Origin of the sequence: Brevibacterium rongguiense, assembly GCF_009857845.1 — a bacterium.
In the GTDB taxonomy this organism is placed as follows: domain Bacteria; phylum Actinomycetota; class Actinomycetes; order Actinomycetales; family Brevibacteriaceae; genus Brevibacterium; species Brevibacterium rongguiense.
The window spans coordinates 1-14,139 of record NZ_WWEQ01000020.1 but is presented as its reverse complement, the minus strand read 5'-3'; the positions used below and the strand labels follow the sequence as shown (position 1 = coordinate 14,139).

Sequence of the window (14,139 nt, the reverse complement as noted above, 5' to 3'; positions counted from 1 at the left end):
AGTACGACGGTGCAGGTACCCTGGCTGTCGAGCGCGCACCGGGTGCTAGCTAGCAGGCGGCAACCTGCTTTTTCATGTCCGCCAATTCCTTCTTGGAATACCGGAACTTTGATTTTCCGATATATTCACCTTTCGGAGCGGAAAAGAAGCGTCTTAGAAAGCTACTGCCATCTGAACTCGCAGTTGCTGTAGATGTTGCGGAAGGAGAGGATTTTTCAACGTACGGAGCTACACGGCCACGTTGGGCAGTACACACGTCCGCACCAGATGCTCTCATCAGACCCCTGTAGTAGTAATCGCCACTAGTAGCCGCATATTCGGGGTTGACGGTGGTCAACGACACCCACCGCACCATCGGAACCAGCGCCGGCTCAGACTCACCGTTCCGGACCAGGGGATAGATAGAACGAGTCGCGAGTGAAACCTCGACCGCAGGCTCCCCGCGCAACTTGACATCTTTCACCTGCCACCCAGATGTCGACTGCCCGCTACCTGTGACCGACCACCCGTCAGCCAGGTCGGTCGCATATCCCAGGGGCCAAAAATCTTCATGCTTCTTATCCCACTTCACAAAACCTCGCATATAACTGCGAAGCTGACCGGGAGCCGAGTTCAGTGTCTGCTGAACGGCCTCGTTTGTGTCGAGATTCTTGTGGGGTATCGACATCGCGCGCATGATGGAAGACGCGGCTTCCTCCATGCTGACGAGGTCCTGTGCCGTATAGCGCTTTGTCGACTGCGTCAGCTTCGGGATCTCAAGCTGATCCACGCTTCCCCAGTCCGCGGCCTTCTCGTGAACCAATGCCGCGTCTGCCTGCGACTCTGAGCTAGGAGTAGCAGAAGTGGAAGAACCTCCTTCTTCCTTGTGCGAACAACCGGACATGCTCAACCCGACGATCGACAAGAGCGCTGCGGACCGAAGGATACGATTCATGCGGAGAATCCTTTGTGACACCGCGAGCACTCGGTCGCGATTGGAAACGTAGGCGGATCACTGACACCAACCCGGAGCAGCAGATAGCCACTTCGGAAACAGTACACCGAAAAACGAATGTATTCCCGACCTCAGTCGGCCGTGGGCACGTCGTCGCCCTCGGGCAGGAACGGGGCGATGTCCGGCAGCTGGTCGAGGGCGTCGAGGCCCGCGGCGGCGAGGAACTCGTCGGTCGTGACGAACTGCTGGGCGCCCGAGGCGCCGTCCTCGCCCGCCTCCACGATGAGCCCGCGCATGAGCAGGGTGCGCACGACCCCGTCGACGTTGACGCCGCGGATCGCGGCGATCCGGGCGCGGGTGACGGGCTGGCGATAGGCGATGACGGCCAGGGTCTCGAGCGCTGCCTGCGACAGCCGGGCCGTCTGGCCCGCGGTGAGGAACTCGCGCACCGCCTCGTGGTGCGCCGCGCGGGAGTAGAGCCGGAAGCCGCCGGGGCCCTCGCGCAGCTCGAAGCCGCGGCGCGGGCCGGCCAGCTGCCCGTCGTAGTCCGCGCCGAGGTGGGCGAGCGCAGCGGCGACCTCGCCCGCATCCGCTCCGAGGGCATCCGCGAGCTGGGCGGGGGCGACGGGCTCGGCGGCGACGGCGAGGATCGCCTCGAGTGCCGCGCGCAGCTCGGGTGCCGGTTCGGCCACCGGCTCCCGCGCGGCCGCCGGTCCGCCGTCACGGGGCTCCGCGGCCGGGTCCGCGGAGCCGTCCGGGCGCGGCGGCTTAGGCATCGGGATCCTCCCCCGCCGTGTCCGCGCTGGGCGGGCCGAGCGCCGCGGCGCCGGGCGCGCCCGGGCGCAGCCGGGCGTGGAGCGCCCCGAGCGGCTCGTCCTGGTCGAGCGCGCACACCCCGGCCTTGAACAGCTCGAGCAGCGCGAGGAAGCGGGCGACGACCACGAGGCCGGATTCGGCATCCGCGGTCAGCTGCGCGAACTCGGCGGCCCCGCCGTGCGACTCGAGGAGCGCGACGATGCGGGCGCGCTGCTCGGCCACGCTGACCTGCGGCAGGTGGAGGTGGTCGAGCGCGACGCTGGGCGGGGTGCGGTCCCGGCTGATGATGGCCGCGAACAGCGCGGCGAGCGCCTGGGGGCTCGTCGTGAAGTCCAGCGGGGGCAGGATGTCGTGGAACTCCGGCGGCAGCGGCACGGCGCGCGGAGTGCGGCGCGCGGCCTGGCGCATCGCCGCGCCCAGCACCGCGGACACGCCCTTGTAGGCGCGGTACTGGAGGAGGCGGGCGAAGAGCAGGTCGCGGGCCTCGAGGAGCTCGAGGTCGAGCTCGTCGTCGACCTCGCCGCGCGGCAGCAGCCGGGCGGTCTTGAGGTCGAGCAGGGTGGCCGCGACGAGGAGGAAGTGGGACAGCTCGGCCAGGCTGGCCGCCCCGCGGTCGCGCAGGGTGCCCACGTAGGCGATGAACTCGTCGGTCACCTCGGCCAGCGCGACCTCGGTGATGTCGAGGCGGCGCTTGCCGATGAGGGCCAGCAGCACGTCGAAGGGCCCGGAGAAGTTGCCGAGTTCGACGACGAACCCGGCCACCGCCTCGGCGGCCTCGCGCTCCCCGGCGCCCGGGTGCGCGGCTGCCACCGCGAGGGTGTCCGCGCTCAGGGGGCGCCGCCGCGGCTGATGAGCTCCCGGGCCAGCCGCCGATAGGCCTCCGCGCCCGGGTGGGTGGGCGCGTAGGAGGTGATGGGCTCGGCGGCGACGGAGGCATCGGGGAACTTCACGGTGCGATTGATGACGGTGTCGAAGACCCGATCGCCGAACGCCTCGACGACGCGGGCGATGACCTCGCGGGCGTGGAGCGTGCGCCCGTCGAACATCGTCGCGAGGATCCCGTCGATCTGCAGGCCCGGGTTGAGGCGGTCCTGGACCTTCTCGATCGTCTCGACGAGCAGCGCCACGCCGCGCAGGGCGAAGAACTCGGTCTCGAGCGGGATGATGACGCCGTGGGAGGCGGTGAGGGCGTTGACCGTGAGCAGGCCCAGGGAGGGCTGGCAGTCGATGAGGATGACGTCGTACTCGTCGGCGACCTTGGCGAGCGCGCGGGCGAGCACCTGCTCGCGGGCGACCTCGCCGACGAGCTGGACCTCCGCGGCCGAGAGGTCGATGTTGGCAGGCAGCACGTCGATGTTGTCCACGGCCGTCGTCGCGATCACCTCGTGCGGATCCAAGCGGGACTGCATGAGGACGTTGTAGACGCTGAGCTCCAGGTCGTGGGGGTTGAGCCCCAGGCCGACGGACAGCGCACCCTGCGGGTCGAAGTCGACGAGGAGGACGCGGCGGCCGTAGGCGGCCAGCGCAGCGCCCAGGTTGATCGTCGAGGTGGTCTTGCCCACCCCGCCCTTCTGGTTGACCATCGCGATGATGCGCGCGGGACCGTGCTCGTCGAGCGGCGCGGGCTCCGGGAACTCGACGAGGGGCCGGCCGGTGGGGCCGATCTGCTCGGAGGCGGGGATGTCGAGTTGCTGCTGGGAGTCGGCCACGGGGAGCTCTCACCTTTCGTCGGGGCGGATCGGGACCAGACTACCGCGCCCGCAGGAGCCCCGCGCTACCGCGCCCTCGGGTGGGCAGTCGCGTAGACCTCGCGGAGGCTCTCGGCGGTGACGCGCGTGTATGACCCGCGCTACCGCGCCCTCGGGTGGGCAGTCGCGTAGACCTCGCGGAGGCTCTCGGCGGTGACGCGCGTGTAGATCTGCGTCGTGGTGACCGAGGCGTGGCCCAGCAGCTCCTGGACGACGCGGATGTCCGCGCCCCCCTCCAGCAGGTGGGTGGCGAACGAGTGCCGCAGGGAGTGGGCGGTGACGTGGGAGGCCAGACCGGCGCGCTCGGCGGCGCGGGTGACGATCGCCCAGGCGCTCTGCCGGCTCAGCCGGCCCCCGCGCGCGTTGAGGAAGACGGCGCCGGCCCGCTCGCCCGAGGCGCCGGCCCCCTTGGCGGCGAATCCGGGGCGTCCGCGCACCAGCCAGGCCTCGAGGGCGGCCGCGGCGAGCGAGCCCACCGGCACGAGCCGCTCCTTGCTGCCCTTGCCGTAGAGGCGCGCCACGCCCTGGCCCAGGTCGAGGTCGTCGACGTCGAGGCCGACGGCCTCGCTGATGCGCGCCCCCGTGGCGTAGAGGAACTCGAGGACGGCGCGGTCGCGCAGCTCGCCGGGGCTCTCGCCGCTGACGGAGTCGATGAGCGCCTCGACCTCGGCCACCGTGAGCGCCTTGGGCAGCCGCTCGGCCCCGGAGGCGGGGGCCACGTCCGCCCCGGGGTCGTCGGCGGCCTGGCCTTCGGCCAGCAGGAAGCGGTGGAGCCGGCGCACGGCCACGGTGGCCCGCGCCCGCGAGCGCACGGCAAGGCCGTCGGCCTCGAGAGCCGCGGCGAACGCGCGGATGTCCTCGGCGGTGGCCGCGGCGAAGTCGCTCACGCCCCGGGCCGCGAGCACCGCCACGTATTTGGCGATGTCGCGGGCGTAGGCGTCGATGGAGTTCGCGGACAGGCCGCGCTCGAGCCGGAGGTGGGTGAGGTAGTCGGCGGCCGCGGCGCGCAGGGCGGGCGGCCCGTCGGGCAGCAGCTGCGCGCCGTGGCGGGCCACGGGCTCAGCGTCCCCGCAGGTGCTCGCGGGCCGGCCACGGCGCATCGGCCGGGCGCAGGTCCTCCCAGCCGCGCTCCCGGGCCGCGCACGCGTGGAGCACGGCCAGCTGGGTCGTGGCGTTGCCGATGCCCCCGGCGATGACGGCCTCGCGGGCCTCGGCCAGCGGTGTCCAGCGCGGCTCGATGCCGCTCTCCTCGTCCGCGCGGGCGAAGCGCTCGGCATCCGGGACCTCGCTCAGCTCCCTGGCCAGGTAGATGCGCAGGGTCTCGTCCATCCCGCCGGGCGAGGAGACGTAGTCCGCGAGCACGTGCCAGTCGGCGGCCCGCAGGTCCGCCTCCTCGGCGAGTTCGCGGCGCGCGGCGGCCGCCGGGTCCTCCCCGTCGACATCGAGCAGCCCGGCCGGGATCTCCCAGTCGCGGGTGCGGATGGGGTGGCGGTACTGGCGCATGAGGAAGATCCGGTCGTGCGCGTCGAGCGCGGCGATCGCCACGGCCCCGGTGTGCCTCACGAAGTCGCGCACCATGGGCCGCTGCGCCTCCGGCAGCGTGAACGTCTCGCGCTGGACGTCCCAGACCTTGCCCCGGAAGACGGTCTGGGAGTCGGAGACCTCGACGTCGACGGGCTGGTCGCGCAGCACGCCTACGCCCCGCCGGCCGCGCGCTGGTGGTCGAGCCCGGCCCGGATGAGGCCGGCGAAGAGCGGGTGCGGGTCGGTGGGCCGCGAGCGCAGCTCCGGGTGGGCCTGCGTGGCGACGTAGTACGGGTGGACCTCGGCGGGCAGCTCGACGTTCTCCACGAGCTGGCCGTTCGGCGAGGTCCCGGAGATGACGAGGCCGGCGTCCTCGAGGCGCTGCCGGTAGGCGTTGTTGACCTCGTAGCGGTGGCGATGGCGCTCCTCGACACTGTCCGAGCCGTAAACCGCGGCGGTCACGGAGCCCGGCAGGAGCTCGGCGGTGTAGAGGCCCAGGCGCATGGTGCCGCCCAGGTCGCCCTCGCCGTCGACGATCTCGAGCTGCTCCTCCATCGTCGCGACAACGGGCTCGGCGGCCTCCGGGTCGAACTCGGTGGACGAGGCGCCCTCGACCCCCGCCTCGGCGCGGGCGTACTCGATGACCATGCACTGGAGGCCCAGGCACAGGCCCAGGGTGGGGATGCCGTGGGCGCGGGCATAGCCCAGCGCGCCGATCTTGCCCTCGATGCCGCGCACCCCGAAGCCGCCGGGCACGCAGATCGCATCGAGGCCCGCGAGCTGCTCGGCCGCGCCCTCTGGCGTCTCGCAGTCATCGGAGAGGATCCAGCGGATGCTCACCTTCGCGTCGTTGGCGAACCCGCCGTGGCGCAGCGCCTCCGTGACGGAGAGGTAGGCGTCGGGCAGGTCGATGTACTTGCCCACGAGGCCCACCTCGATCTCCGCCGAGGGCCGGTGCACCCGGTCGAGGACCCGGTCCCACTCGGACCAGTCGACGTCGCGGAAGGGCAGGTTGAGCCGGCGGATGACGTAGACGTCGAGCCCGCCGTCGTGGAGGACCTTGGGGATGTCGTAGATGCTCGGCGCGTCGACGCAGGACACGACGGCCTCGTAGTCGACGTCGCAGGACGAGGCGATCTTCGCCCGGATGGAGCCGGGCAGCTCCCGGTCGGAGCGCAGCACGATCGCATCGGGCTGGATGCCGATCGAGCGCAGCGCGGCCACCGAGTGCTGGGTGGGCTTCGTCTTGAGCTCGCCCGAGGGGCCGATGAAGGGCACGAGCGAGACGTGGATGAAGAAGACGCTGTCGCGGCCCACGTCGTGGCGGATCTGCCGGGCCGCCTCGAGGAACGGCTGGGATTCGATGTCGCCCACCGTGCCGCCCACCTCGGTGATGATGACATCGGGGGCGCCGCCGTCGGTGCGGTCGGCCTGGGCGCGCATGCGCGCCTTGATCTCATCGGTGATGTGCGGGATGACCTGGACGGTGTCGCCCAGATACGCGCCGCGCCGCTCCTTGGCGATGACCTCGGAGTACACCTGGCCCGTCGTGACGTTGGCGCTGGCGTCGAGGTTCGTGTCGAGGAAGCGCTCGTAGTGGCCGATGTCGAGGTCCGTCTCCGCGCCGTCGTCGGTGACGAAGACCTCGCCGTGCTGGAACGGGTTCATCGTGCCCGGATCCACGTTGAGGTAGGGATCGAGCTTCTGCATGGCGACCTTGAGGCCGCGCTCTGCGAGGAGGTGGCCGAGCGACGAAGCGGTCAGGCCCTTCCCCAGTGAGGACACGACTCCGCCGGTGACGAAGATGTGTCGGGTCTTGTGTTTTCCGCTTGAACTCAGTCGTTGCACCACGGACCTCGATTCTAACAGAGCCGCGGGCCGGCGGCAGTCGCTGGGGATTCGAGCTTAGCGCCCGGCGCGCACCGGGCGGGCCGGGGCGGCTCGGCGCGGGAATACGGGCGCCGGGCTGGGCCGACCACGCCGGCTACAGGGCGGCGGCGATGCGCGCCCGCGCGTAGACGTCGTCGAGCGCGGCGGGGTCGAAGCGCTCATCGGCGACGACCCGGCGGCGGGCGGCGAAGCCGTCCTGGACGCGCTGGGCCGGATGGTCGGAGAGCTCCTCGAGTTCGTGCAGCAGCCCGCGGGTGTCCCCCGGTGCCGCGCGCGGGATGGAGGGACCCCACACCCGGGCCTCCTGCTCCGAGCCCACGAAGACCACGGGCCGGCGCAGCTGCATGAGGCCGGCCGCGTCGATGCCGCCCAGCTTCGTCCCGGCCACGACGATGTCCGCCGCCGCCGCGGTGTCCACGGTGCTGACCTGGGGCTCGACGCGCAGGTGGTCGAAGCGGGGCAGGAACTCCCGGGCCACGGTGTCCGCGGCGCGGCCGCCGCCGGTGAACGCCACGACCCAGCGCCGGTCGCCGCGCGCCTCGGGCAGCCGCGCGGCGGCTTCGAGGATCGCGGTGAACTCCGGGGTGTCGGCCATGCGCACGGGCACGGCGATGAGCACGGCCCCGGCGGGGACGTCGAGGTCCTCGCGCACGCGGGCACGGCTCAGCCGCGGGGCGACCTCGCGGGCGAGTTCGGAGCGCAGCAGGCGGGCCCGGCGCACCAGGGGCACGCGGTCCTCGTAGTGCTCGCAGATGGGCTCGGTGGTGCCGAGCACCGCGGTGGCGGTGCGGGCGACGACGGCGCCCTCGAGCGACCCGATCGGCCCCGTCTGCTCGTCGTGGCCGAGCGTCGCGACGAGCGCGGGCCGCAGGCGCTGCGGCAGTCCCGTGCACGCGAGGCCCGCGAGTGCGGCGGCGTGGAGGCCGTGGGCGTGGACGACGTCGACGAAGCGGTAGCGCTTGTGCAGGGCGAGCGCGGATTCGGCGTCGCTGGGCCGCACGCCGGGGGCGGCCGCGATCGGCACGGTGCGCAGCAGCTCGGAGGCCGGCAGCTCGAGCGCGGCGAGCACCTCGGGCCGGGCGGCGACGGCCACGGCCAGGCCCGCCTCGAGCTGGGCTGCGATCGCGGCGCGGGCGACCTCGCCGATGGCGGTGTGCGCGCTCGTGAGGACGTGGAGGATGCGCGTGCGCCCGTCGAGGGCAAGCGCGGCGTCGGGTGAGCTCATGGTCCTCTTCCTGCAGCGTGTCGGGCCGTGCACGGCCGGTCTGGCCCTACCTTACGGCAGGCACCGGCGCACCGGTCGCCGGCCCTGACGCACCGGCCGCGGTCCCGGGCGCACCCGCCGCCGGGGGCGGGCGGCGCGCGCCCGGCCTCGGCTGTTCGGCCTCAGCTCTTCGCGATGCCCGGGACGAGGGAGGCGGTGCCGTCGGCGAAGCCGTACGCCTGGTTCTTGTTCGTCGCGAGGCGCTCCTTGACGGCGAGCGCGCCGATCACGGGGCCCGCGCCCAGTTCGAGGCCGTCGGTGGTCGTCACGTCCGCGTTGTCCGCCCGCAGGGTGGCGACGAGGCCGCTGGAGGCGTTGCCGGAGGTGCCCTCGACCACCGTGGCAATGCGGGTGCCGAGGCCCGCGGCGAAGGCCACGAGGTCCTCCGGGATCGACTGTGCGGCCCCGGCGGTGGGCGTGGCCCCCTCGTCCTGCGCGGCGGTCTGCGCCCCGGCGACGAAGACGACGGCATCGGCCTTCTGCGCCTGCCCGCCTTTGAAGCGGCCGGCGTCCTGGAACGCGGTCAGCACGTCCTTGGCGGTCTGGGCGCTGTAGGGCTGCGAGCCGCGCTCGGCGCTCAGCGCCTTGGCCAGGGCGGTCGTCAGCGCGGTCCCGGGGTCCTTGGGCAGCGCGGTGTCGAGCTCGCGCAGCTTCGCGACGAGGTCGTCGCGCTCCTGGGAGGCGAAGGTCTTGGCGGTTAGCCCCCCGGCGTCAACCGTCTTCGCGTTCGCCTCCCGCAGCCGCTGCTGCACCGCCGCGAGCTGGTCCGCATCCGCATCCGCGGCGTGCACGACGGCCACCGTGCGGCCCTTGAGGGCCCCGCGCAGCTGGCTGGGCGCCTCGGCGACGACGAAGTCGTTGAGCTTCTGCACATCGCCGTGGGCGGTGTCGAGCTCGCCGCGCAGCTTGTCGCGGTCCGTGCGCAGGCTCTCCACCTGGCTCTGCAGCGATTCGCCGATGGGCTGCTTGAGCGGCCCCGCGCCCAGCACGATGCCCACCGCGAGGGCGAGGAACACGGAGATGAGGGAGACGAGGTGGTAGCGGAAGTCGATCACGGGCGGTTGCGTCCTTGTCTGGGCGGTGGGTGCGCGGGCCGGAGCGGGTGGGCCGCTATTCGCTGGCGGGTGCGGAGGCGAAGAGCGAGTGGACCCAGCCGAAGAAGCCGTCGAGCTGGGCGCCGATGAGGCCAATGAGGGTCTGGCCGGCCGCGGTGGCGAAGAGCGCCGCCGCGACCGCGAGCAGGCCCGCGATGGCGAGGATGATGAGCTGCCAGGAGCCCACGCTGCGGCGGTAGAGCAGGGAGACGCCCTTGGCGTCGATGAGCCGGGAGCCCACCCGCAGCCGGGTGAGGAACGTCGTGGCCATGTCCGAGCGCCCGCCGTCGGCGAACTCGACGAACGTGTCGTTGGTGCCGACGGCCACGATCATCTGCGCGCCCAGCGTGTCGGCCATGAGCAGGGCGAGGTCCTCGTTCGTGCCGGGCGCCTCGACGCGCTCGAAGTCGAGGTTCGCGTGCTCGAGCCGGGCCGCGCCGGCATCGCCCCCGCCGCCGCGCGGATGGACGACGAGCTCGGCCTTCGTGTTGAGAGCGGCATCGGAGACCGCGTCGAGGTTGCCCACGATGAGGTCCGGGGTGTAGCCGGCCTCGAGGAGGGCGTCGCCGCCGCCGTCGACGCCCACGAGCACGGGCTTGTACTCGCGGATGTAGGACCGCAGCATCGCGAGGTCCTCCTTGTAGTGGTGGCCGCGCACGACGACGAGCGCCTGGCGGCCCTCGAACGAGGTCCGCAGCTGCGGCAGCTCGAGGTCGTCGGCGACGAGCTCGCGGCCCTCGCGCTCGTGCGCGGCCATCGTCTCGACGAGGCCGGCCAGGGCCCGGTTCATGCTCGTGCGGGTGGAGCCGTCGCCCGCCGCCGAGGCGCCGGCTGGGCCGCGCTCGCCGGTGCCCGCGGCGGTGGAGCCGGCCGGGGCTCCGTCACCCGGACCCGCGCCGGAATCCCGCCCGGCGGCGGCGCGCTCGGCGATCCTGCGGCGGCGCCGGCGCGCGACATCTGCCGCGCGCACGGCGCGCATCTGCGCGACCGGGTCGGATTCGGGGGGAGGTGTGTCCATCGGGATCATTGTGCCACGCGGCGCCTGAGCGCTCTCTGAGGGAGCGGGCCGCCTCAGCTGCCCGGCTGCGGTGCCCCGCCGACCTGCTGCGCGCTCCCGCGCTTGGCCTGCGCGGCGGTGGCCATGAGCTCCTGGGCGTGGGCGCGCGCGGACCCGGACTCCGACATGCCGCCGAGCATGCGGGCGAGTTCGGCCTCGCGCTCCTCCTCGCCCAGCACGCGGACGCCGGAGACCACGCCCGCTCCACCGTCGTCCTTGACGACGGTGATGTGGTGATCGGCCCACGCGGCGACCTGGGCGAGGTGGGTGACGACGATGACCTGGGAGCGCTCGGCCAGCAGGGCGAGGCGGCGGCCGATCTCGCCGGCGGCGCGCCCGCCCACGCCGGCGTCGACCTCGTCGAAGACGAACGTGGGGAACGCCTCGGTGCGGGCCATGACGACCTCGATCGCGAGCATGACGCGGGAGAGCTCGCCGCCGGAGGCGAGCTTGCCGATGTCGCCGGGCTGCGTGGCGGAGTGGGCGGAGAAGAGCATGCGCACCGTGTCCGCGCCCAGCGCGTGCGGGGCGGCCGGCTCGATCTCGAACACGACACCGGCCTTCGGCATGGACAGCGCGGCGAGCTCCGCTGCGACCTGGGCGGAGAAGTCCTCGGCGGCCCCGCCGCGGGCGGCCCGCAGGACCTCACCGGACGCCTCGACGGCGGCGCGGGCGGCGGTGAGGCGCTCGTCCATGTCGGTGAGGGACTCGTCCGAGGCGCGCAGGGCCAGCAGCTCCGCGCCCGCGCGCTCCTCGAACGCGAGGACGGCGCCGACGTCGGCGCCGTAGGCCGACAGGGAGCCCAGGGCGGCGCGGCGGGACTCCGTGTCCTCGACGGAGACCTCGGAGAGCTCCTCGAAGCCCTGGAGGTAGCCGCCCAGCCGCTCGGCGGCGTCGGCGAGCTGGAGGCCCAGCCCGGTGATCGCCTCGGCCTCCTCGGCCAGGGAGGCATCGCGCTCGGCGGCGCGGCCCACCTCGGCCGCCGCCGCGTTGATGAGGTCGACGGCGTTGGGCGCCTCGTCCCAGTCGCTGCCCACCAGCCCGTCGTGGGCGCGGCCCACGGCGGCGGTGAGCTCCTCGGCCGCGGACAGCCGGGCGCTGAGGGCCTGCAGCCGTTCGTCTTCGCCCGCGACGGGGCGCACGGCCTCGATGGCCTCAAGCGCCGTCTCGAGGAAGGCGATGCGGGCCGCGCGCTCCTGGGCGCCGGCCCGCAGCTCCTCGTTCTCCTTCTCCAGACGCGTCCAGGCGGCGAAATCGGCGCGGTAGTCGGCCAGCGCGGCGGCCAGCTGCGGGCCGCCGAAGCGGTCGAGCAGCTCGCGCTGGCGCGCGGCCCGGCGCAGGGTCAGCTGCTCGCTCTGGCCGTGCATGCTCACGAGCTCGGCGCCGATGTCGGAGAGCACCCCCACCGGCACGGTGCGCCCGCCCGCCGTGGCCCGCGCGCGCCCGGCCGCGGGCAGCACCCGGGCGACGATGACCTCATCGTCGGCCTCGCCCCCGGCCTCGCCGACGCGCTCGGCGACCCCGGGCGCGCCGCCCAGGGAGAAGACGCCCTCGACGACGGCTCGCTCGGCCCCGGCGCGGACCATGTGCGCCTCCGCCCGGGAGCCGGTGAGCAGGTCGAGCGCGGTGACGAACATCGTCTTGCCGGCGCCGGTCTCGCCGGTGACGACGGTGAGGCCGGGGCCCAGGTCGATGTGGGAGGAGGCGATGACGCCGAGGTTCTCGATGGTGAGCGATTCGATCACGGCTCGACCGCCGGTCCCCGCCAGCCGGCCACCGGCAGATGGAACTTCGCGACGAGGCGGTCGGAGAACTCGCCCATGTTCAGCCGGGCCAGGGGGACGGGCGTGGCGGACTTCACCGCCTCGATGCGCGCACCGCGCGGCAGGTCGAGGATGCGGCGGCCATCGCACCACAGCTCGGCGGAGGCATCGGGCTGGACGGAGGCGAACTCGACTCCGAGGCGCGCATCCGGGGCGACGACCATGGGCTTGGCGAACAGCGCGTGGGCGCTGATGGGGACCATGAGCAGCGCCTCGACCTCCGGCCAGACGATGGGCCCGCCCGCGGAGAACGCGTAGGCGGTGGAGCCGGTGGGGGTGGCGAGGATGACGCCATCGGCGCCGAACGAGGTGACGGGCCGGGCGTCGACGCCGAGCGCGAGTTCGATCATCGAGCAGTCGCGGCTCTTCTCGATCGTCGCCTCGTTGAGCGCCCAGCCGCGGTGGATGACCTCGTCGCCCAGCGACACGGCGATGTCGAGCGCCATGCGCTGCTCGACCTCGTAGTCGCGGTCCGCGGCCCGCCGCACGGCGAGCTCGAGGTCCTTGCGCTCGCTCTCGGCCAGGAACCCCACGTGGCCGAGGTTGATGCCCATGATCGGCACCTGCGAGCCGTGGAAGTGCTCGGCGGCGCGCAGGATCGTGCCGTCGCCGCCCAGCACCATGACGAGTTCGACATCGGCGCTGTCCGGGTTGGGGGCCGAGTCGGGGATGACGGAGATCGGGACCTCCGGCTGGTCCTCGTATTCGACGAGGGCACGGTAGTCCGATTCGAGCATGCGCGCCTCGATGCCCTCCGCGGCGAGCCGCGCGCACACGGTGAGCGCGGCGGCGCGGGCGGCGGCGCGGTGGGGGTGCAGCACCACGACCATGCTGCGCTGGGCGTGCGGGTCCTCCACGTGCTCTCCTCTCCCCTCGGCGCGATCCGCACCCGATTCTACTGATCCGACCGCCGCGGGGGGCCGAGGCGGGGGCCGGCTGTGCGGCTAGGCGCGACCGGCCGCGATCTGCGCGGCGAATTCCTCTGGGTCCCAACCCGCCTGCGGGGCGCTGTCCGCGCCCGGCTCCTCCGCCGCGCCCGGGGCCCGTGCCAGGAGGAAGTACTCGCGGTTGCCCGCGGGACCCGGCAGCGGCGAGGGGGCGCCGGCGAGCACCGTCGCGCCGGCGGCGGTCAGGGCGGCTGCGACCGTGCGCACGGCCTGGGCGCGCGCGGCGGGGCTGGTCACGACGCCGTGCTTGTCTAACCCTGCCCGGCCCGCCTCGAACTGGGGCTTGACCATGAGCAGCAGGCGGGCCCCGGGGGCGCAGACGCCCAGCAGCGGGCTCACGAGGTAGGTGAGCGAGATGAACGAGACATCGGCGACGACGAGGTCGACCGGCGCTCCGCCGAGCACGGCGAGGTCGAGGTCGCGCAGGTTCGTCCCGGGCAGGTCGGCGACCCGCGGGTCGGCGGCGAGCACCGGGTCGAGCTGTCCGTGGCCCACGTCCACGGCGCTCACGTGCGCGGCACCGGCGGCGAGGAGGACCTGGGTGAAACCGCCCGTGGAGGCCCCGGCGTCCAGGGCGCGCGCACCGCGGACGGCCGGGGCGAGGCCCAGCGCGTCGAGGGCGCCGAGCAGCTTGTGGGCGCTGCGGGCGACCCACGGGTCCGGGTCGAGCAGCTCGATGACGCTGTCCGCGGTGACGGGCTGGGAGGCCTTGGCGGCGATGCCGCCGTCGACGCGCACGCGCCCGGCCGCGATCTCCCGGGCCGCGCGCGTGCGCGAGGCGGCGAGCCCGCGGGCGGCGAGCTCCGCGTCGAGGCGGGTCACCGCTGCTCCAGCCCGCGCTCCATGGCATCGAGGAGGGTGCGGGCCGCGGCCGCGGCCGCGGCGGGCTCGAGCCCGGCGATGCGCTCCTGCTCGGCGCGCCACTGCGCGAGCTGCGGGTCCTGCGGGTCCTGTGGGTCCTGTGGGTCCGAACCGCTCGCGCCTGCGGGGCCGGGCGCGGCGCCCGGTGCCGGCGGTGCGGAGGTGATGCGGTCGCGCAGGCG

13 protein-coding genes and 1 pseudogene are annotated in these 14,139 nt (G+C 73.5%); all 14 read right to left on the bottom strand.

All coding sequences use genetic code 11. The features are described 5' to 3' along the window. Window positions 1-49 precede the first annotated feature (49 nt). Window positions 50-934, bottom strand: a complete 885-nt coding sequence (locus GSY69_RS06360) for a hypothetical protein (RefSeq protein WP_160953036.1) — start codon at window positions 932-934, stop codon at window positions 50-52. 131 nt (window positions 935-1,065) lie between these two features. Continuing rightward, window positions 1,066-1,710 carry an SMC-Scp complex subunit ScpB gene (gene scpB / locus GSY69_RS06355; RefSeq protein ID WP_160953035.1) on the bottom strand — a complete coding sequence of 215 codons (645 nt, stop codon included), beginning with the start codon at window positions 1,708-1,710 and terminating at the stop codon, window positions 1,066-1,068. Then, a complete protein-coding gene (locus GSY69_RS06350; protein ID WP_328698782.1) occupies window positions 1,703-2,560 on the bottom strand; it encodes a segregation and condensation protein A in 858 nt (285 codons plus the stop codon). Before GSY69_RS06350 ends, scpB begins: the two co-directional genes overlap by 8 nt. A gap of 17 nt (window positions 2,561-2,577) precedes the next feature. After that, the gene (locus tag GSY69_RS06345; protein ID WP_160953034.1) at window positions 2,578-3,459 is read right to left on the bottom strand and encodes a ParA family protein; all 882 of its coding nucleotides are present in this window, start codon (window positions 3,457-3,459) and stop codon (window positions 2,578-2,580) included. A 140-nt stretch (window positions 3,460-3,599) separates the two neighbouring features. After that, entirely contained in the window at window positions 3,600-4,553 is a 954-nt protein-coding gene (gene xerD, locus GSY69_RS06340; RefSeq protein ID WP_160953033.1) for a site-specific tyrosine recombinase XerD, read from the bottom strand. Window positions 4,554-4,557: 4 nt separating this feature from the next. Continuing rightward, window positions 4,558-5,187: an NUDIX domain-containing protein gene (locus tag GSY69_RS06335; RefSeq protein WP_160953059.1), complete on the bottom strand. Its 630-nt coding sequence runs from the start codon at window positions 5,185-5,187 to the stop codon at window positions 4,558-4,560. A 5-nt stretch (window positions 5,188-5,192) separates the two neighbouring features. Next, complete coding sequence (locus GSY69_RS06330) at window positions 5,193-6,890, bottom strand: CTP synthase (protein ID WP_407925010.1); 1,698 nt, start codon at window positions 6,888-6,890, stop codon at window positions 5,193-5,195. A 115-nt stretch (window positions 6,891-7,005) separates the two neighbouring features. Next, on the bottom strand, window positions 7,006-8,136 hold the full coding sequence (locus GSY69_RS06325) for a hypothetical protein (protein WP_160953031.1): 1,131 nt from the start codon (window positions 8,134-8,136) through the stop codon (window positions 7,006-7,008). A 161-nt stretch (window positions 8,137-8,297) separates the two neighbouring features. After that, on the bottom strand, window positions 8,298-9,230 hold the full coding sequence (locus tag GSY69_RS06320; RefSeq protein ID WP_160953030.1) for a copper transporter: 933 nt from the start codon (window positions 9,228-9,230) through the stop codon (window positions 8,298-8,300). A 55-nt stretch (window positions 9,231-9,285) separates the two neighbouring features. After that, window positions 9,286-10,287: a putative cytokinetic ring protein SteA gene (gene steA / locus GSY69_RS06315; RefSeq protein ID WP_235936343.1), complete on the bottom strand. Its 1,002-nt coding sequence runs from the start codon at window positions 10,285-10,287 to the stop codon at window positions 9,286-9,288. Between the two features lie 53 nt (window positions 10,288-10,340). Beyond that, entirely contained in the window at window positions 10,341-12,071 is a 1,731-nt protein-coding gene (recN, locus tag GSY69_RS06310; protein ID WP_160953029.1) for a DNA repair protein RecN, read from the bottom strand. Then, the gene (locus tag GSY69_RS06305; RefSeq protein WP_326958111.1) at window positions 12,068-13,006 is read right to left on the bottom strand and encodes an NAD kinase; all 939 of its coding nucleotides are present in this window, start codon (window positions 13,004-13,006) and stop codon (window positions 12,068-12,070) included. The genes recN and GSY69_RS06305 overlap by 4 nt, the downstream gene beginning before the upstream one ends. Before the next feature lie 87 nt (window positions 13,007-13,093). Further along, window positions 13,094-13,918 (bottom strand): TlyA family RNA methyltransferase, encoded by an 825-nt coding sequence (locus GSY69_RS14540; protein WP_160953028.1) that lies wholly within the window; start codon window positions 13,916-13,918, stop codon window positions 13,094-13,096. After that, window positions 13,915-14,139 (bottom strand): annotated as a pseudogene (locus tag GSY69_RS14530) (hypothetical protein); the annotation flags it as partial. The gene GSY69_RS14540 and the pseudogene GSY69_RS14530, both read right to left, overlap by 4 nt.

What these genes read in the sequence shown, in the direction of transcription:
- GSY69_RS06360 (WP_160953036.1), bottom strand. Translation starts at nt 934, where the DNA reads ATGAATCGTATCCTTCGGTCCGCAGCGCTCTTGTCGATCGTCGGGTTG.
- steA (WP_235936343.1), bottom strand. Translation starts at nt 10,287, where the DNA reads ATGGACACACCTCCCCCCGAATCCGACCCGGTCGCGCAGATGCGCGCC.
- GSY69_RS06325 (WP_160953031.1), bottom strand. Translation starts at nt 8,136, where the DNA reads ATGAGCTCACCCGACGCCGCGCTTGCCCTCGACGGGCGCACGCGCATC.
- scpB (WP_160953035.1), bottom strand. Translation starts at nt 1,710, where the DNA reads ATGCCTAAGCCGCCGCGCCCGGACGGCTCCGCGGACCCGGCCGCGGAG.